General features: G+C 74.3%; 19 protein-coding genes. 13 read left to right on the top strand and 6 right to left on the bottom strand.

Going from position 1 to position 18,314, the window contains the following annotated elements; genetic code table 11:
• Nucleotides 1–97 precede the first annotated feature (97 nt).
• Nucleotides 98–364, top strand: a complete 267-nt coding sequence (locus ABT048_RS00390) for a GlsB/YeaQ/YmgE family stress response membrane protein (RefSeq protein ID WP_350519028.1) — start codon at nt 98–100, stop codon at nt 362–364.
• Between the two features lie 189 nt (nt 365–553).
• A complete protein-coding gene (locus ABT048_RS00385) occupies nt 554–820 on the top strand; it encodes a GlsB/YeaQ/YmgE family stress response membrane protein (RefSeq protein WP_350519027.1) in 267 nt (88 codons plus the stop codon).
• On the opposite strand, the gene ABT048_RS00380 is transcribed toward ABT048_RS00385, so the two are convergent.
• The 4 genes from ABT048_RS00380 to ABT048_RS00365 all read right to left on the bottom strand — a co-directional run bounded on the left by ABT048_RS00380 (nt 787) and on the right by ABT048_RS00365 (nt 4,660).
• Entirely contained in the window at nt 787–1,824 is a 1,038-nt protein-coding gene (locus ABT048_RS00380) for an ADP-ribosylglycohydrolase family protein (RefSeq protein WP_350519026.1), read from the bottom strand. The two genes, ABT048_RS00385 and ABT048_RS00380, sit on opposite strands and share 34 nt — an antisense overlap.
• Nucleotides 1,825–1,933: 109 nt before the next feature.
• Nucleotides 1,934–2,521 (bottom strand): TetR/AcrR family transcriptional regulator, encoded by a 588-nt coding sequence (locus tag ABT048_RS00375; RefSeq protein WP_350519025.1) that lies wholly within the window; start codon nt 2,519–2,521, stop codon nt 1,934–1,936.
• Between the two features lie 115 nt (nt 2,522–2,636).
• On the bottom strand, nt 2,637–3,650 hold the full coding sequence (locus tag ABT048_RS00370; protein WP_350519024.1) for an aldo/keto reductase: 1,014 nt from the start codon (nt 3,648–3,650) through the stop codon (nt 2,637–2,639).
• A gap of 128 nt (nt 3,651–3,778) precedes the next feature.
• On the bottom strand, nt 3,779–4,660 hold the full coding sequence (locus tag ABT048_RS00365; RefSeq protein WP_350519023.1) for a class I SAM-dependent methyltransferase: 882 nt from the start codon (nt 4,658–4,660) through the stop codon (nt 3,779–3,781).
• A gap of 249 nt (nt 4,661–4,909) precedes the next feature.
• Between ABT048_RS00365 and ABT048_RS00360 the strand changes: the two genes are divergently transcribed.
• From ABT048_RS00360 to paaE, 8 genes are all read left to right on the top strand, one after another.
• Nucleotides 4,910–6,322, top strand: a complete 1,413-nt coding sequence (locus tag ABT048_RS00360) for a sensor histidine kinase (protein WP_350519022.1) — start codon at nt 4,910–4,912, stop codon at nt 6,320–6,322.
• Nucleotides 6,319–6,978, top strand: a complete 660-nt coding sequence (locus tag ABT048_RS00355; protein WP_350519021.1) for a response regulator — start codon at nt 6,319–6,321, stop codon at nt 6,976–6,978. The genes ABT048_RS00360 and ABT048_RS00355 overlap by 4 nt, the downstream gene beginning before the upstream one ends.
• Nucleotides 6,979–7,841: 863 nt before the next feature.
• Complete coding sequence (locus tag ABT048_RS00350; RefSeq protein ID WP_350519020.1) at nt 7,842–9,302, top strand: M20 family metallopeptidase; 1,461 nt, start codon at nt 7,842–7,844, stop codon at nt 9,300–9,302.
• A 289-nt stretch (nt 9,303–9,591) separates the two neighbouring features.
• The gene (gene paaA / locus ABT048_RS00345; protein WP_502893952.1) at nt 9,592–10,635 is read left to right on the top strand and encodes a 1,2-phenylacetyl-CoA epoxidase subunit PaaA; all 1,044 of its coding nucleotides are present in this window, start codon (nt 9,592–9,594) and stop codon (nt 10,633–10,635) included.
• Entirely contained in the window at nt 10,632–10,961 is a 330-nt protein-coding gene (gene paaB, locus ABT048_RS00340) for a 1,2-phenylacetyl-CoA epoxidase subunit PaaB (RefSeq protein ID WP_350519018.1), read from the top strand. Before paaA ends, paaB begins: the two co-directional genes overlap by 4 nt.
• Nucleotides 10,962–10,974: 13 nt before the next feature.
• Entirely contained in the window at nt 10,975–11,928 is a 954-nt protein-coding gene (paaC, locus tag ABT048_RS00335; RefSeq protein ID WP_350519017.1) for a 1,2-phenylacetyl-CoA epoxidase subunit PaaC, read from the top strand.
• A gap of 122 nt (nt 11,929–12,050) precedes the next feature.
• On the top strand, nt 12,051–12,572 hold the full coding sequence (gene paaD, locus ABT048_RS00330; protein ID WP_350519270.1) for a 1,2-phenylacetyl-CoA epoxidase subunit PaaD: 522 nt from the start codon (nt 12,051–12,053) through the stop codon (nt 12,570–12,572).
• On the top strand, nt 12,573–13,718 hold the full coding sequence (paaE, locus tag ABT048_RS00325) for a 1,2-phenylacetyl-CoA epoxidase subunit PaaE (protein WP_350519016.1): 1,146 nt from the start codon (nt 12,573–12,575) through the stop codon (nt 13,716–13,718).
• Between the two features lie 173 nt (nt 13,719–13,891).
• On the opposite strand, the gene ABT048_RS00320 is transcribed toward paaE, so the two are convergent.
• Nucleotides 13,892–14,977, bottom strand: a complete 1,086-nt coding sequence (locus tag ABT048_RS00320; RefSeq protein WP_350519015.1) for an NAD(P)-binding domain-containing protein — start codon at nt 14,975–14,977, stop codon at nt 13,892–13,894.
• 288 nt (nt 14,978–15,265) lie between these two features.
• Entirely contained in the window at nt 15,266–15,637 is a 372-nt protein-coding gene (locus tag ABT048_RS00315) for a YbjQ family protein (RefSeq protein WP_350519014.1), read from the bottom strand.
• A gap of 124 nt (nt 15,638–15,761) precedes the next feature.
• Between ABT048_RS00315 and ABT048_RS00310 the strand changes: the two genes are divergently transcribed.
• The 3 genes from ABT048_RS00310 to ABT048_RS00300 all read left to right on the top strand — a co-directional run bounded on the left by ABT048_RS00310 (nt 15,762) and on the right by ABT048_RS00300 (nt 18,236).
• Nucleotides 15,762–16,691 (top strand): hypothetical protein, encoded by a 930-nt coding sequence (locus tag ABT048_RS00310; protein WP_350519013.1) that lies wholly within the window; start codon nt 15,762–15,764, stop codon nt 16,689–16,691.
• 144 nt (nt 16,692–16,835) lie between these two features.
• On the top strand, nt 16,836–17,360 hold the full coding sequence (locus tag ABT048_RS00305; protein WP_350519012.1) for a hypothetical protein: 525 nt from the start codon (nt 16,836–16,838) through the stop codon (nt 17,358–17,360).
• A 108-nt stretch (nt 17,361–17,468) separates the two neighbouring features.
• Nucleotides 17,469–18,236: an aminoacyl-tRNA hydrolase gene (locus ABT048_RS00300; protein ID WP_350519011.1), complete on the top strand. Its 768-nt coding sequence runs from the start codon at nt 17,469–17,471 to the stop codon at nt 18,234–18,236.
• Nucleotides 18,237–18,314: the final 78 nt, after the last annotated feature.

Genomic DNA, 18,314 nt, shown 5'->3' with positions numbered 1-18,314 from the left:
GCGCCCCGCACCGACGGAACCGCGCGGCGGGAGGCGGCGTCCTTCGGGGCAGAGCGGACGGAACGGGGCCGTCGCGCCGGGACGGGAAGGAAGACGGATGAGCATCGTCGCGTGGATCGTGCTGGGCCTGGTGGCAGGTGCGCTGGCCAAGCTGCTGCTGCCAGGGAAGGACCCGGGCGGCCTGATCGTGACCACCCTGATCGGCATCGCCGGATCCTTCGTCGGCGGCTGGATCGCCTCGCACTTCATGCACCGGTCGATCAACGCGCACTTCTTCGACGGTGCGACCTGGGCGTCGGCGATCGGCGGAGCGCTGGTGCTGCTGATCGGCTACCGGCTGCTGTTCGGCAACTCGCGCCGCTAGGGCCCGTCTTCAAGCCCGGGTCGTCCGCCCGCAGGGCGGGCGGGGCGGCGTTCCGGCGCGGGGTCGTCCGGTGGCCGGTTCGGGTCGGTCGTCGCGGGTACCGGAAACCAAGCAGCCCCCTCCGGCGTCCTTCGGACCGGACCCGGTGTCTCGACGGGGCCGTCACGCCGATGACGCGAGGGGCGACTGATGAGCTGGATGGCGTGGATCGTGCTGGGCCTGGTGTCGGGGACCTTGGCCAGGATGGCGATGCCGGGGAAGGGCGAGCGCGGTCTGATCGGGACCACCCTGATCGGCATCGCCGGCTCCTACGTCGGCACCTGGATCGTCTTGCACTGGATGCACGGGTCGGTGAAGGTGAGCTTCCTCGACCTGACGACCTGGGTGTCGGCGATCGGCGGCGCGGTGGTGCTGCTGTTCCTCTACAGGGTGCTGCTGCGCATCGTGCGGCGCTGACCGCTCGGCTGGTCCTGCTGGTCGCCTGACGCGCCCGGCCCGTCCGCGGTGTCCGGTCCGTCTGGCGCGCCGGGTCCGTCTGGCGCGTCCGGCCCGTCCGCGGTGCCCGTGACCCAGGCCGGCAGCGCCTCGCGGGCGTCCAGCCAGGCGGCCGGGACGTCGGCGAGCCCGGTACGGGCGGCGACCACGCCGGCGGCGATCGCGCAGGTGGTGTCCTGGTCGCCCCAGCCCTCCAGGGTGTGCCAGAGGGCCTCGGGCAGCGAGTCCGGGTGCCCGGCGGCGGACCACAGGGCGAACGGGACGGTGTCCGGGGCGGAGATCAGGGCCCCGGAGCCGAGCACGCCGGCGGCGTGCCGGACGCTGGTGTGCTCGGGCAGCCGGGCGGCGATCCGCAGGCCGGAGCGGACGTCGCTGTCCGGCAGCCGTCCGGCGACCTCGGTCAGCAACGCGGCCCGGCCGGGCGGGGTCCCGCCCCGGCTCCGCACGGCGAGCGCGGCCGCGAGGGCGACCGCCACCGAGCCGACGACCGCCTCCGGGTGGAAGTGCGTGGTGAGCGCCTGCAGTTCGGCCTGCCGGGCCACCGCGTCCAGGTCGTCGGCGAACCAGGCGCCCAGCGGGGCGACCCGCATCGCGGCACCGTTCCCGTACGATCCCTGGCCCTCGAACTGGCCCGCGGTGATGGCCCGCCAGTCCCCGCCCGCCCCGATCCCGCGCAGCACCCGGTGCATCGACGGGCCGTACTTGCGGCCGTACTCGCGGGTGTACTCGGCGGCGAACTCCCCGGCCAGCGCGTCCTGTCGGACCTCGCCGTGGGCGGCCAGGTGGCGGACCAGCACGAGAGCCATCGCGGTGTCGTCGGTCCAGTGCCAGGGGGCGGGGCGGGTCAGCCGCGCGGCGAGGGCGACGGGCGCCTCGTCCACCGGGACCGAGAACCAGCGGTCGCCGAAGGCATCGCCGAGGGCGAGCCCCTGCAGGCTGTCCAGGACCGGGCCGGCCGCACGCATGTCATCCTCCGAGTGAGATCGATGGTGCGGGCAGTCTGCCGGACGGCCGAGGCGCCGGCGACCGGATATCCCTCCGGGCGTCGGCGCCTCGATCGTTCGGGGTGGTGCGTCACTTGGCCCTGAGGCCGCCGAGGACGAGCTTCCAGACGGCCTCGAAGCGGTCGTCGGCCTCCGGCGCCGACCAGGTGGCCGCGTAGGCCGGGTCGTGGAACGGGGCGGTGGCGTCGAAGACGGCGCGGGCGGTGTTCAGGATGTGGGCCAGCTTGAACTCCTTGCCGTCGATGCCGTCCTGGACGATCTGCGCGATCTGCTTGACCAGGGTGTCGATGTGCGCGTCGACGGTGCCGCTGTTCTCCTCGACCAGCACCATGTACGTGGCGAACAGCTCCGGGTCGTCGAGCGCCTTCTTCCGCTTGGCCGCGAACAGCGTCGTCAGCCAGCGGTGCAGGCGCTCGGCGGCGGAGCCGCCCTCGGTGGAGATGGCCGCGAGTCGGTGGTGCGCCTGGTCGAGCCAGCGCTGGGTGACCGCCTCGCGCAGCGCGGCCTTGCTCGGGAAGTGGCGGTAGACGCTGCTGTGGCTGACGCCGAGGATCCGGGCGACGTCCACGACGGTGGCCTTGGCCGGGCCGAACCGCCGGAGGACGTCCTCCGCCGCGATGAGGATCTGCTCGGCGGTGAGTGTGGTGTCCGTGGTCACGGGGGAGGTCCGTCCTTAGGGTCGTCCGGTTGGTGCGGCGGTGCTGTGGTCCGGCGGTGCGGTCGTTCGCGGCTGCGGCTGCGGCTGCGGCTGTTGCTGTTCCGGCCCGGGCCGGTCAGCGCTCGCTGTCCAGGTGGGCCATCTGGGCGGCAGCGTACCGGTCACCTGCGGCGGAGCCGGCGGGGACGGCCGCCTCGACGGCGGCGAGGTCGGCCTCGGTCAGGGTGAGGTCGAGGGAGCCGAGGGCCTCGGTCAGGCGCTCCCGGCGGCGGGCACCGACCAGCGGGACGACGTCCTGCCCGCGCGATGCCACCCAGGCGATGGCGACCTGGGCCACGCTCGCGTCCTTCGCGGCGGCGATCGTGCGCAGCGCCTCGACCAGCGCCAGGTTGTGGGCCAGGTTCTCGCCCTGGAAGCGCGGGCTGTGGCTGCGGAAGTCGGTGCCCGCGAGGTCGCGGCCCTGGTTCCAGTGGCCGCTGAGCAGACCGCGGGAGAGCACGCCGTACGCGGTGATGCCGATGCCCAGCTCGCGGGCGGCGGGGAGAACGGCGGCCTCGATCGAGCGGCTGAGCAGGGAGTACTCGATCTGCAGGTCGCTGATCGGGTGGACGGCGGCGGCGCGGCGCAGGGTGTCGGCGCCGACCTCGGAGAGGCCGATGTGCCGGACGTAGCCGCCCTTCACCAGGTCGGCGATGGCGCCGACGGTCTCCTCGATCGGGACCTTCGGGTCGAGGCGGGCCGGGCGGTAGACGTCGACGTGGTCGGTGCGCAGGCGGCGCAGGGTGTAGGTCAGCGCGGTCTTGGTGGCGGCGGGGCTGGCGTCGTAGCCGAGCCACTGGCCGTCGGGGCCGCGCTGGGCACCGAACTTCACGCTGATCTGCACGCTCTCGCGGTCGCGGCCGCGCAGGGCCTCGTGGATCAGCAGCTCGTTGTGGCCCATGCCGTAGAAGTCGCCGGTGTCGAGGAGGGTGATCCCGGCGTCGAGGGCGGCGTGGATGGTGGCGATGCTCTCGGCCTCGTCGGCCGGGCCGTACAGGTCGGACATGCCCATGCAGCCGAGGCCGAGGGTCGAGGTGACGGGCCCGGTGGTGCCGAGGCGGCGCTGTACGGGGCGGGTGGTGGAGGACATGGGTACTCCCGGAGGGGTGGTGGGGGCAGGGTGGCCCGGGTGCCACTATGGCACGATGGCGAACAGATTTCAAAATCTGTTCGCTGTCGTCTGTTATCTGAAAGTTGAAATCTGTCGATTGTCATCTGTTAGGGCTTGTCGCACACCCCGGATCGGTCGCCGTACGGCCTGGCCGGAGCCGGGCCAAGCCCCAGTCCTGTGCCCGGTCCATCATCGAGCGGCCGGGGCTGCCCCGCCCGTCGGTCCGGGGAGCGGAGGAGGTGAGCGCGGGCGGGCGGCAGATTGCGCCACACCGTGCGCTCGCCCAGCCCGTACGCCGCCTCGAACTGCCGCAGCAGCCGCACCACCGCCCGGTGGCGGGCGCCCCGGCGGGGGCCCGAGGCGAGGGTGCGCGCCGTCGTGGTGCCGAGGTACCCGAAGTACGTCAGCTCACCGCCGGGCGTCAGCAGGCGCAGGTAGAGGTCGAGGATCTCGCGGACCTGCGCGGGGCGGAAGTTGGTGAACGGCAGCCCGGACACGATCGCGTCGTACCGCTCCTCCGGATCCGCCGGGCCCGCCCCCACCTCCGTTCCCCTCCCCGTCGATGCCGATGCCGATGTCGACGCCGAGGGGCGGCGGTGCGCCAGCTCCTCGACCCGGCAGGCCGAGAGCCGCAGCCCGATCCCCGGGTGGCGGGCGGCCAGCACCGGGTCGTCCCGAAGCCGGCCGGCGAACCGCGGGTTCGCCTCGACGACGTGCAACCGGTCGCCCGGGCGCAGCGCTCGGACCAGACGGCGGGTCACCACGCCCGTGCCGGCGCCGACTTCGAGCACCGAGATCGGGTGGTTCGGGCGGCTGGTGACCGGTACCACCAGCGCGTTCACCAGTTCCGGGCCGCTCGGGGCCAGCGCGCCGGTGTCGTGGAACGTGCGCAGGGCCTCGGAGAGGAACAGCAGGCCGTCCCCGCCGGAGGGCCAACCGTGGTTTGAGGGCGACGAGTCGGGGTGAAGCCGGAGCTGGTCGTTCGTCATGTCTTCGACGGTAGGAAGGGCGGGAGTACGGCGGATCGGCCGGTCGGCGACGCGCACCCCCGACGAAAGTCGAGGGTGCGGTTGGCCGGAAGACAGAGGCAACCAGGAGCCGGGCGCGCCTAGCATCGAGCCCGGGTTCACGCCCGAGCCGGTGGTCACGTCAGAGGCCGTGGCGCACACCCGCGACCGTGCTCAGGTCCGAGCGGCGGACGGCCGGCAGGACGTCGGAACGAGGAAGGGGGAAGCCCGATGCGCAGGAGTCCGCTCGGCTGGTACGGCCCGGATCAACGGCCCTGGATCGAGACGTCGCTGCTGCTCGGCCTGCTCGCCCTGACCGTCGAGGAGGCCCTGGTCCAGTGGCTGAGCGCGGACGGCCCGCTGCGCGTACCGCGTACGGTCGTGGCCGCGCTGGCCTCGCTCTCCCTCCTCTTCGCCCGCCGCCACCCGGTCGCCTCCGCCGTCCTGCCGGTGCTCACCGCAGGGCTGTTCGACCGGGCCTTCCCCGGCATGTTCAGCGTCTTCCACCTCGCCTACCTCGGCCGGACGGGGCCGGCGTCGGTCGGGGGCGTGGTCATCGCCGTGGTCAGCGCGTTCGACGCGGACTCACCGGCCGGCTGGGCCGGTGCGTTCGGCTCCCAACTCCTCTTCCAGGGCGCCACCTTGGCGGTCGGGCTGTGGCTGCACGGCAGGCGGGTGCTGATCCGTACCCTGCACGAGCAGGTCGACGCGTTGCGCCGCGAGCGCGAGCTGCGCGCCGGACAGGCCCGGGCCGCCGAACGCGCCCGGATCGCCCGGGAGATGCACGACGTGCTGGCCCACCGTCTCAGCCTGCTGGTGCTGCACGCCGGAGTCCTGCGCGACCAGTCCAGGGCCGGGACCGTCGCGGCCGACCCGGACCGGCTCGCCGACCGGCTCGAACTGCTGCGCACCACCGCTGCCCGCTCGCTCGACGACCTGCGCGACGTCCTGGGAGCGCTGCGCGCCGACCCTCCGGCCTGGCCCGCCGCCGGGGACGGGCCCGCGCCGCCGAGCACGGCCGCGTCCGTCCCGGGGCCGGCCCTGCGTGACCTCACCGAGCTCGTCGGCGAGGTGACCCAGGCCGGGCAGCAGGTCGAACTGGCCCTGGCCGGAGACCCGGAGTCCGTCCCGACCACCCACCGGCTGGCCGTGCACCGGCTGGTCCAGGAGGCCCTCACCAACGCCCGCAAGCACGCGCCCGCCGCGACGGTCACCGTCCGGGTCGGCTACGGGGAGCCGGCCACGGTCGTCGAGGTCCGCAACGGCCCCGGCGGGGTGCCACCGGACGGTCCGGGGAGCGGCGGCGGGTACGGCCTGGTGGGGCTGGGCGAGCGGGTCGCCGCGCTCGGCGGTCAGCTCGACGCGGGCCCGGACGGGGAGGGCGGCTTCCGGCTCTCCGCCCGCCTGCCCAGCCGGTCACCCACGTCGGGCGGCCTGCCGCAGACGGTGCCCGAACCGGTGCCCGAAGCGGCTCCCGAACCGGCTCCCGCCCGTATCGACGGTTCGCTCCCGGACCCGAACCCGCCGGACCAACCGCACCCGTGGGACCGACCGAACCGGCCGTGGTTGCCGAAGCGGTTCGAGCAGCGAGCGCAGTCCGAACAGCTCCGGCAACCGACGCAGCAGCCGAAGGGGACCGCATGATCCGAACGATGGTGGTCGACGACGACGCCCTGGTCCGCCTCGGCCTGGTCGATCTGCTCGCCCAGGACCCGGCGCTCACCGTGGTCGCCGAGGCCGCCGACGGGCTCCAGGCCGTCGAACTCGCCGGGAGCCGGCGGATCGACGTGGCGTTGATGGACATCCGGATGCCCCGGCTCGACGGCATCGCCGCCACCCGTCGCCTGCGCGAACTGCCCGACGCCCCCCGGGTCATCGCGCTCACCACCTTCGACCTGGACGAGTACGTGTACCAAGCGCTCGCCGCCGGGGCCGACGGCTTCCTGCTCAAGGACACTCCGCCCGCCGAGATCGCCCGGGCCGTGCACGTCGTGGCCGGCGGCCAGGGGATGCTGCACCCGACGGCCGCGCGACGCCTGATCGACCGCTACCACCGCGTCGGCGCTCCCCGGTCGGTCGCCGCCCGCAGCCGGGTGGCCGGCCTCACCCCGCGCGAGACCGACGTGTTGCGCGAACTCGCCGACGGGCTCTCCAACGCCGAGATCGCGGGCGTCCTGGGGATGCGCGAGAGCACCGTCAAGGCGCACGTCAGTCGGATCCTGACCGGGCTCGGCGTCGGCAACCGGGTCCAGGCCGCGCTGCTGGCACGCGATGCCGGGCTGGTCGGGGACGGCGCCTGAGGGCGGCGGCCGCGCGGTCCGGAGCGGTTGGGCACGGCGGCGGTGCGGTGCCCGGTGGCGTTCGTGGCATTCACGACCATGCACGGTGTTCATGGCTTTCATGACGTTCACGGCTTTCATGGTGCTCATGAGTGTTCGCGTCGTTCATGGCATTCATGGCATTCATGGCGCTCATGGGCGTTCGCGGTGTTCGTGGCACTCGGTGGCGGCGCACGGCGGGGCTCGTCGGGGCACCGCATCGGCCGGTGTTCACGCGGGTGTTCCCCGGACGTTCCCGTGGAGTCGGGCCGGGAGGCCGGGCGGGCTTCCCTGAGCCGTCGCGTGCTCCCGGTTCGTACCGCATGCTGAGCGGCTGTCACCCATCCGGCGTGGAAATGCCGTGCCTTGGCGGTTTGCGCTGCCGAACTCGGGCGGCGGGTCCATGGTGGAGATGGGCGCGATCCGGCGACCGCGCCCGCGCGCCGATCCAGGCCCGCGCGCCGTGCGCCCGCCGCCGTTCCCCGACGGGTGTCCGAGGCTGGGCCCGGAACCGGCACGCTGGGAGCAGGGCCACCTCGCAGGAAACCGAACGGTTCTTCTAGGCTCACATCTCGGCTTCCCTGCGACGGCCCGGCCACCGTGCCGCCGTGAGGAGGCCGCCGTCCACGGGGCTCCGGGCGGACCGGGGCCACCGGATCGAGCGAGGAGGACGCAATGCCAAGCACGCCGCCCAGCCGTTCCACCGCACTTGGGCCAGACGGGCCGTTCCGGCGGGCCGCCGACCATACGGGCAGAACGGTGCGTTCCGGCCGGGCCGGGTACCCGGGCGGGGGCGGTCGGCCGGCCCGACCGCTGAATACCGGCGGCGGCCGCGGAGGCGAGCGTTGAGTCCCCAGATCGTCGGGCCGCCCGCCGCACCGGAGGCCGCCGCGGAACCCGACAGCAACCAGCTCCCCGTTCCGGCCGCTGCCGACGGTGAAGCCCTCGCCGCTGCCGCCACAGCCACAGTTGTGGCGGCAGCCAGTGCCACCGCCGTGACCGTCACAGCCGTCGCACCCCCGGCATCGGCCGCTGCGAACCCGGCCACTGCTGCCACTGCGAACCCGGCCGCTGCAGCCTCCGCCGCCCCCGCCGCCCCCGCGACCCCCGCCGCCAACGTCCCGGTCACGGCGGCGCTGCCCGGTCTGCCGCAGGCGCTCAGCACCCGCGCCCGTACGCTCGCCGGCGCCGTCCGACGTCGTTGCGCGGACCTGGCCCGGATCGAGTCACCCAGCGGGGACGCACCCCGACTCGACGCCCTCGCCGAGGAGTTGGCCGCCGGCTTCCGCGCCACCGGTGCGACCGCCCGCCGCGAACCCGGTCCGGCCGGTGACCACCTCGTCCTGGAGTGGGAGGGTCGGGACGAGTCCCTGCCGCACCTGCTGATCGTCGGCCACCACGACACCGTCTGGCCGGTCGGCACGCTGGCGGACTGGCCCGTCGCCGAGCAGGACGGTCGGCTCACCGGCCCCGGCGTGGTCGACATGAAGGGCGGACTCGCCATCCTGGAGGGCGCGTTGGCGCTGCTCGCGGACCTGGGCGAGCGGCCGCACCGGACCGTGCGCCTGGTGGTGGTCTCCGACGAGGAGGTCGGCAGCCCGGACGGGCGCCGCCTGGTCGAACGCCAACTGCGGGGAGCCGCAGCGGTGCTGGGCCTGGAACCGCCGCACCCGGACGGTCGGTTGAAGACCGCGCGGCGCGGCAGCACCAGGGTCCGGCTCACCGTGACCGGTCGCGAGGCGCACGCGGGCAACGACGCCCACGACGGGGTGTCGGCGGTCGACGAGCTGGTGGACCAGCTCGTGCTCGTCCGCGGCCTCGCGGTCCAGCCTGGTACGGAGCTCAACGCCGGTCGGATCAGCGGTGGTTCGCGTGCAAACGTGGTCGCGGGCCGGGCCGAGGCCGAACTGGGCCTGCGGTTCTCCACCGCCGAGGCGCAGCGCCGCACGCTCGACCACCTCGCCCGGCTCACCGCGCTGCGCCCGGGTGCCCGGGTCCGGACGGAGGTGCTGTCCAGCCGTCCGGCGTGGCCCGAGCGGACCGGCAACCCGCTGCTGCGGCACGTGCGTTCGCTCGCCGCGGTGCTCGGGCAGCAGCTGGACGGCGCTCCGGCGGGCGGGGCCGGCGACACCAACCTGCCGGGATCTCGCGGGCTGCCGACCCTGGACGGCTTCGGCGCGGTGGGTGCCGGGGCCCACGCCCGGCACGAGCACATCCGGCTGGACCAGATCGCCCCCCGGATCGCCCTGCTGGCGGCGCTGCTCGCCGTACCGCTGCCGCGACTGCGTGATCGCGCGGAGGGGTGAGCGGACGGGGAAGTGGAGGGCGGAGCGTGGCCGGAGTGGCGGAGCGCGGCCGGCGGCGAGCGGGTTGCAGGTGACGAGCACCAGGTCGCGGGAACCGCGTGACGGGTAGCAGGTAACAGATAACAGCTGACAGATTTCGAAATCTGTCAGCTGTTATCTGTTTCGTGCCTTGCCATCCCTCCGCCCCGCCGCGCAGAATGGTACCGACCGAACGGTCAGTCGGTTGGTGCCCGAGTTCCGGGCGGGCCGACGGCGCAGGACACGAGAGGGGACCGTGGTGACAGCAGAGGTGGCCGAGGCGGTCCCCGTGCAGGCGCCGGAGGACCGGTTCGAGGCGGTCGTCGCCGCCGAGCAACGGATCGAGCCCAGGGACTGGATGCCCGACGCATACCGGGCCACCCTGATCCGCCAGATCGCCCAGCACGCCCACTCCGAGATCATCGGCATGCAGCCCGAGGGCAACTGGCTCACCCGGGCCCCGTCGCTGCGCCGCAAGGCCATCCTGCTCGCCAAGGCCCAGGACGAGGCCGGCCACGGCCTCTACCTCTACGCCGCCGCCGAGACCCTCGGCGTCGACCGCGCCGAGCTCACCGAGAAGCTGATCTCCGGCCGCCAGAAGTACTCCTCGATCTTCAACTACCCGACCCTCACCTTCGCCGACGTCGGTGTGATCGGCTGGCTGGTGGACGGCGCGGCGATCTGCAACCAGGTGCCGCTCTGCCGCTGCAGCTACGGTCCGTACGCCCGTGCGATGGTGCGGATCTGCAAGGAGGAGTCCTTCCACCAGCGCCAGGGCTACGAACTCCTGATGACGCTGATGCGCGGCACCGAGGCCCAGCGCCGGATGGTCCAGGACGCGGTGGACCGCTGGTGGTGGCCGTCGCTGATGATGTTCGGCCCCTCGGACGCGGACTCGCCGAACACCGCGCGCTCGATGGCCTGGCGGATCAAGCGCCACACCAACGACGACCTGCGCCAACGCTTCGTCGACATGACCGTCCCGCAGGCCGAGCACCTGGGCGTCACGCTCCCCGACCCCGAGCTGCGCCGGAACGAGGAGCGCGGCGGCTGGGACTTCGGCGAGCCGGACTGGTCCGAGCTGAACCGGGTCATCCGCGGCCAGGGCCCCTGCAACGCCCAGCGGATCGACCGCCGCCGCGCCGCCCACGAGGAGGGCGCCTGGGTCCGCGAGGCCGCCGTCGCCTACGCCGCCAAGCGCGCCGCGGAACAGCCCACCGCGGAACAGCTCACCGCGGAACAGCCCGCCGAACAGCACGTCGCCGCGCCTGACGGCGCCGGACAGCACGCCACCGAACAGGAGAACGGAAAGTGACCGAGCCCAAGGCCGAGTCCGAGGCCGCGCCCACGACCGGGTCCAAGGCCGGCTGGCCGCTGTACGAGGTGTTCGTGCGTCCCCGGCGCGGCCTGAACCACGTCCACGTGGGCTCGCTGCACGCCGCCGACGACCGGATGGCCCTGCTCGCCGCCCGCGACCTCTACACCCGCCGCAACGAGGGCGTCAGCCTCTGGGTGGTCCGCTCGGACGCGATCACCGCCTCCACCCCGGACGAGCGCGACCCCTTCTTCGAGCCCAGCGGCGACAAGGTCTACCGCCACCCGACGTTCTACGACATCCCCGAGGATGTCCCGCACATCTGACGGGGGAACCGCCATGCAGGACCACACCGCCGCACCGGGGCACACCGCGACCGGCACCGGCCACGACAGCCGCGGCAGCCACGACGGTCACGACGACCACGTCTACCTCAGCCTTGCCGAGGCGACCCCCGGCCCCGAGGGCGAGGGCCGCTGGGCGTACGGGACGGGCTTCGCCGACCCGCTGCTCGGAGTGGACACCACCCTGCCCGCCGGGACGGACGGCGCGGACCTGGCCGCCTACTGCCAGATGCTCGGCGACGACGCCCTGATCCTCTCCCAGCGGCTGATCGAGTGGTGCACCCGGGCGCCCGAGCTGGAGGAGGAGGTCGCGCTCGCCAACCTGGGCCTCGACCTGCTCGGCCAGTCCCGCCTGCTGCTGACCCGGGCCGGCCAGGCGGACGGGACCGGCCGCAGCGAGGACGACCTGGCGTACTGGCGCGAGGAGCACGAGTTCCGCAACGTCCGGCTGGTGGAGGCGCCGAACGGCGACTTCGCGCACTCGATCGCCCGGCTGCTGCTCTTCGCCACCGCCCGCGGCGCCCTGTACGAGGCGCTGAGCGCGCACCCCGACCCGGTGCTCGCGGCGGTGGCCGCCCGGGGCGTCAAGGAGCTGGCGTACCACCGTGAGTACGCCACCGCCTGGACGCTGCGCCTGGGCGACGGAACGAAGTACTCCGCCGAGCGGATGCAGGCCGGGCTGGACGCCGTCTGGCCGCTGCTGGAGGAGCTGTTCACGGCCCACCCGGTGGAGCTGCGGGTGGGCGTCGACCCGGCGACCCTGCGCGAACCGGTGCTGCGCTCGCTCGCCGCCGTACTCGCCGAGGCCGGGCTGACCGTGCCGGACGTGGCGCCGCTGGCCACCGTCCTCGGCCTGGCCGGCCGCGACGGCGTGCACACCGAGGCCCTCGGCCCGCTGCTCGCCGAACTGCAGGTGGTGGCCCGCGCACACCCGGGGGCGACGTGGTGACGGGAGCCATCGGCGTGACCGGCACGACCGGCGTGACCGGCACGACCGGCGTGACCGGCACGACCGGCACGACTGCCAGGACCGGTGCGACGGGTACCGGGGTCGCGGGCACCACCCGCGACCTGGCCCGGGCGGTCGCCGCGGCCGTCCCGGACCCGGAGCTGCCCATGCTCACCCTGGCCGACCTCGGCGTCCTCGCCGACGTCGAGGTGGACGACGCCACCGGCGCGGTCACGGCCTGGCTGACCCCGACCTACTCGGGCTGTCCCGCCGTCGCCGAGATGGCCGGTGACGTGGACCGTCGGCTGCGCGCGGCCGGCTACCCGGACGTCCGGGTGCGGCTGCGGCTGGACCCGCCGTGGTCCACCGACCTGATCACCGCCGAGGGCCGCCGCAAGCTCGCCGAGGCGGGCATCGCCCCGCCGCGTCCGACGTCCGCCGTCGCCGCGGCCGGACCGGTCGCGCTCGTCCTCGGCCCGATCCGTACGGGCGCCGGAGCGGTCACCGCCGCGCCTCCCGTGCCGTGCCCGCAGTGCGGCGGAACGGAGACGGAGGAGCTGTCCCGCTTCGGCTCCACCGCCTGCAAGGCGCTCTGGCGCTGCCGCGCTTGCCGGGAGCCCTTCGAACGCGTCAAGGAGATCTGAATGCCCGCCGCCGTCCCGTCCGCCGCCGCCGACACCCGGGCGACCGGCATCCGCCCGGCCCGCCGCCCCACCTTCCACCGGCTGCGGATCGACCGGGTGGAGCGGCTCTGCGAGGACGCCGTGGCGGTGACTTTCGAGGTGCCGGACGAGCTGGCGGAGGAGTTCGCCTTCCGCCCCGGGCAGACCCTCACGCTGCGCAAGCTGGTGGACGGCGCGGACGAGCGCCGCTCGTACTCGATCTGCGCCCCCGTCGGCGGCCCGCTGCGGATCGCCGTCCGGGAGGTGCCGGGCGGGCTGTTCTCGCGCTGGCTGGTGCGCGAGGCGCGGCCCGGCGAGGAGGTGGAGGTGCTGACGCCGTCGGGCCTCTTCACCCCCGAACTCGGCGTCCCCGCCGACCACGTGCTGCTCGCGGCGGGCTCCGGCATCACCCCGATGCTGTCGATCGCCGGCTCCGTGCTGGCCGCCGACCGCCGCTCCACCGTCACCCTGCTCTACGGCAACCGGCGCAGCGACACCGTGATGTTCGCGGACGAGCTGGCCGACCTGAAGGACCGCTACCTCGGCCGCTTCCAGCTGGTCCACGTGCTCTCCCGGGAGACCAGGGACGCCGAGCTGCTCAGCGGCCGCCTGGACCCGGAGCGGGTGCGGGCGCTGCTGGCGGCGCTGGTGGACGTCGACGGCGTCGGGCACTGGTGGCTGTGCGGCCCGTTCGGCATGGTCACCGGGGCGAAGGAGCTGCTCGCCGAGCTGGACGTCCCGGGCGAGCGGGTGCACCAGGAGCTGTTCCACGCGGAGGACGAGCCGCTTCCGGAGCGCGACGAGGACTGGGACAGGGCGGACGCCGCGTCCGACGCCGATCCCGGCGGCGTGCACAGCGAGGTCACCGTCGTCCTCGACGGCCGTGGCAGCACCCTCTCCCTCCCGCGCGACCGCACGATCCTGGACGGCGCCCAGCGCTCCCGCCCCGATCTGCCGTTCGCCTGCAAGGGCGGGGTCTGCGGCACCTGCCGCGCCCTGGTGACCGAGGGCGAGGTGGAGATGCGCCGCAACTTCGCCCTGGAGGAGAAGGAACTGGCCGCCGGTTACGTCCTCACCTGCCAGGCCCGCCCGCTCACCGACCGGGTGACGGTCGACTACGACCGCTGAGCCGGGGCCGCCGGGCCACGCCCATCCGGTGCGTGGTCCGGCGGCGGCCTGCGGTTGAGCGCGGCCGCGTGTGGTCGTGAACGGTCGTGTGCGGCCGCCTGCGGTCGTGAACGGTTGAGTGCGGTCGGGGCGGCCAGGGGCGGTCGAGGCGGCCGTGGGCGATCAGGGCGCCGTCAGACTGCCGCCGGGGCGGGCTGCCGGGCCGGGTCGCCGAGCAGCTTGACCAGGTCATTGACGGCCGCGCGCCCGGCCCGGTTGGCACCGACGGTGCTGGCGGACGGGCCGTATCCGACCAGGTGGACGCGTGGATCGGCGGTGGCGCGGGTGCCGGTGAGCGCGATGCCGCCGCCCGGGGAGCGCAGTCCGAGCGGGGCGAGGTGCCCGACCTCGGGCCGGAAGCCGGTGGCCCAGACGATCGCGTCCACCGCCAGCTCCTCGTCGCCCCAGGCGACCCCGTGCTCGGTGAGGCGGTCGAACATCGGCCTCCGGTGCAGCGCGCCCAGTTCCTCGGCGCGGCGGTAGGCGACGGACGGGCCGAGCCCGGTCACGCTCACCACGCTGCGCACCGGCAGGCCCTGCCGGACCCGCTCCTCCACCATGGCGACCACCGCGCGCCCGTACTCGGGAGTGAACGGCCCGTCGTGGTAGACGGGTTCGGAGCGGGTGACCCAGACCGTCTCGCCGACCGCCGCCACCTCGGAGAGCACCTGGATCGCCGAGGCGCCGCCGCCCACCACCAGGACGCGCTTGCCTGCGAACGCCTCGGGCCCGCGGTAGTCGGCGTAGTGGAGTTGCGGGCCGGCGTAGTGGCCCGGGTAGTGCGGGAAGAAGGGGCGGGTCCAGGTGCCGGAGGCGTTGATCAGCGCGCGGGTGGACCAGGTGCCGCGGTCGGTCTCCACCCGCAGCCGGGAGTCGGGACGCTCGGACTCGGCGCGTACGGCGCGCACCGCGACCGGGCGTACGACCGGGAGCGCGTGCCGCGCCTCGTACGCCGCGAAGTACCCCGGCACCACAGCGCGCGCGGGGCTCTCGGGGTCGACCGGCGGGAGTTCTGCGTCCGGGAGGTCGTGGAAGCCGTGCACGGTGGCCATCCGCAGGGACGGCGAGCGGTGCGCCCAGGCGCCGCCGGGCTCGGCGTTGGCATCGAGCACGACGAAGCCGCCCTCGGTGCCGGGCCGGTACGGGGCGAAGCCGCGGCGGCGCAGGTGGTAGGCGGCGGACAGTCCCGCCTGCCCCGCGCCCACCACCAGGACGTCCACGCGCTGCGGCGTGCCGTCCGTCGCGCTTGCGAACGTCGCGCTTCCGTCCGTAGCGAGGCCGGCCGTCGCGCTTGCGGTCGTAGCGCCATCGGCCTCTGCAGCCGAGGCAGCTGCGCCCGAGATCGTTGCACCGTAAACAGTCACGCCCGTGAAACATCGGGGGCCCGGCGCCTGTTCCCGCCGTTGCCGTGGTTCGCACTGGTCCCGCTGCTTCCGCTGCCGCCGCTGCTTCCGCCGGCCCCGCTGCCTCCGCCGGCCCCGCTGTTCCCATGGGCGGAGCCCTGGGTGTCAGCTGGTCGGGGAGATCACGGCGGCGGTGCCGTAGGCGCAGACCTCGGTGCCGACGTCCGCGGCCGCCGTCACGTCGAAGCGCATCATCAGGACGGCGTTGCCGCCGCGCGCCCTGGTCTGCTCCACCAGCCGCTGCATCGCCTCGTTTCGGCTCTCGACCAGGGTCTTCGTCAGACCGCGCAGCTCCCCGCCGACCAGTGACTTCAGTCCGGCACCGATCTGGCTGCCGACGTGGCGGCTGCGCACGGTCAGTCCGAAGACCTCGCCGATCACGTGATCGACGCGGAATCCGGGGACGTCATTGGTGGTCACGACCAGGACATCGGCGTTCGGGCCCTGCCCGCCGCCGTACTCGTTGATGTCAGCCATGGGACTCATCCTGCCCATGTCGGGTGTCCGGGTGACAGAGGCCGGGCCGGTAGGTGGCCGAGAAGGCTTCCGGAAGCTGGTCCGCACCGGTGATCGGGCGGCCGAAAGGCCGTACCGTAGCCCCATGGGCGAGCGAAGCGATCATCCACAGGGGCCGGGCGCGGCGGAGGACTCCGGCGCGCAGGAGATCGAGGCGACGGTGGTGCTGGGCCTGCGGATCACCGACTGGCCGGCGTTGCGCGCGGCCGCGATCAGGGCCGTCGAGGAGCTGGACTTCGAGGGTATCGACCCGGCGGGCCAGCGCCGTGAGCTGCTGCGCGAGGTCGCCGAGGACGCCAACGCGGCGCTCGGCGCGCTGTTGCACCCGGACCGGCTGGTGGCCGCCATCCCCGGGGTCGAGGCGATGGGCGGCACGCTGGAGATCAGCGTGACCGAGGACTTCACGCCGGACTTCGCCGAGCTGTTCCCGCTGGACGGCGACGACGAGGACGGCGGCGCGGGCGCGGACTGGACGCTCACCCCGCGCACCGCCTGCCTGCTCCACGCCCAGCTGCTCGGCCTGGCCGACGCCGCCTACGACGACCTCGACGAGCACGGGGACGAGGCGGTCGCCGACGGCGAGGACATCGACTGGACGGTCTTCGCCCGGCTGCCCCAGCGCACCTGGCGGATGCACCGGGGCTGGCGCCGCGCGATGGCCCGGGCCTTCGACGACCTGGCCGACGACCTCGCGCTCGGCGAGTGGCCGCTGCCGCGCTGCCTCGCCGAGGAGATCGCGCTGCGGATGGCGCTGGTGGACGCCAGGGCGCTGCTCGGCGCCCAGCCCGAGTCGGTGGCCGACATGATGGGCGACCTGCCGGCCGACCTCTACGACTACGACTGGGACGGCTGCAACGACGAACTGTTCGGCGTCTACGGGCCCGACGACGGCGACCCGGAGCTCGGCGCGGAACAGCGGACCGAGGTGCTGCTGGCGGCCACGCACCCGGAGGGCTGGTTCCTGATGTACGAGGACGCGGAGGAGCGGGACCCGCAGCGCGGCTACCGGCGCTGACCGGGCGTCCGGGCCGGGGCCGGGGCTGAGGCCGGGGCAGGGGCCAGGCCGGGGCTGTCAGTCGGGGGTCGTCGGTCGAGGGCTGCCGGTCGGGGTTCTCGGCCGGGCGGCGCGGGCCGGTGGGTGGGCGGCTAGGCTGCGGGCATGTCCGATGTGTCTGGTATGCGCGATGTGCCCCCGGAGGGTTCCGGCCGGGCGGACGAGTCCCCGGCCGGTGGGGACGAGTCGGCGCTGGGCCGGATCGCGCTCGGCCTGGACGGTGTGCGGGCGGCGCAGCGCGGTCGGACGGCCGAGGCGCGGGCCGGCTTCGAGGCGCTCTGGGACGAGCTGGGGGAGCAGGACGTCTTCCACCGCTGCGTGCTGGCGCACTATCTGGCCGATCTGCAGGACGATCCGAGGGCCGAGCTGGAGTGGGACCGGCGGGCGCTGGCCGCCGCCGACTCGTTGACCGCCGAGCGCGCCCAGACCTACGAACCGGCCCTCCAGGTCCGCGCCTTCTATCCCTCACTGCACCTCAACCTGGCCTCGGACCACCTCAAGCTCGGCGAGCCCGACCTCGCCCGTGAGCAGTTGGAGCGGGCGGTGCGCAGCCTGGACGCGCTGCCCGAGGACGTCTACAGCGCGGGTATCAGGGCCGCCGTGGACGAGCTGCGGCAGCGGCTGCGCTGACCAGGGGTCCGGCAGGGCTGTGCGGGTCGGGCGAGGCCGGGCGGGGGGTCGGGCCGGAGTCGACGGGGTGGGCCGGGCCGGGCCGAGCAGGGCTGGCATGCTGGACGGGTGACTTCTCCGTTCGATGCCCCGGCCGCCGCGTCCTCGCCCGCCTCGTCCACCCCGGCCTCGCCCGTCGACCCGGGCTCGGGTGACTCCCCGGCCCCGGAGGAGCGTGACGCGCGCCCGCAGTACGTGCTGCCGCTGGTCGTCCGGGTGGAGCGGGCCACGCCGCCGGGGCGGACGGACGCGCTGGAGACCTCGGCCCGTGCGGTGCTCACCCTGCTGGCCGACCCGCGGGTGACCGCGGCGGACGGCGAGTGGGCCGAGCGGGTCGCGGCCTGGGAGGACGCCCGGATCCGCAAGGTGGTCCGGCGGGCCCGGGGCGGGGAGTGGCGTCGGGCGGGCGAGCTGCCGGGCGTCACCGTGCGGGGGCGGGAGGCGGAGGTGCGGGTGTTCCCGCCGGTTCCGCTGGACGGCTGGCCCAAGGAGCTCGCCAAGCTGCAGGTCTCCGGGACGGACCTGGAGGAGACGGCCGAGGTCGGCGTGCCCGAGGCGGGACTGCCGGTGCTGTGGCTCAACCCGGAGCTGGAGATGAGCGCGGGCAAGACGATGGCGCAGACCGGCCACGCCGCGCAGCTCGCGTGGTGGCGGCTGGACGAGGCGCAGCGCAAGGAGTGGGCCGAGTCCGGCTTCGCGCTGGCGGTGCGCACGGCCGGGCCGGAGCGTTGGGAGGAGCTCGTCCGCAGCGGGCTGCCGGTGGTCCGGGACGCGGGCTTCACCGAGATCGCCCCGGGCAGCTGCACGGTGATCGCGGAGCATCCGGCACTGCGGTGAGTGCGGCGTTCCTGCAAACAGCGAACAGATGACAGATTTCGAAATCTGTCATCTGTTCGCTGTTATCTGTTCGCTGCC

It is taken from the genome of Kitasatospora sp. NPDC096140 (assembly GCF_040303045.1).
In the GTDB taxonomy this organism is placed as follows: Bacteria; Actinomycetota; Actinomycetes; order Streptomycetales; family Streptomycetaceae; genus Kitasatospora.
The sequence above is the reverse complement of the archived record's forward strand: the minus strand, read 5'-3'. Positions and strand labels throughout refer to the sequence as shown.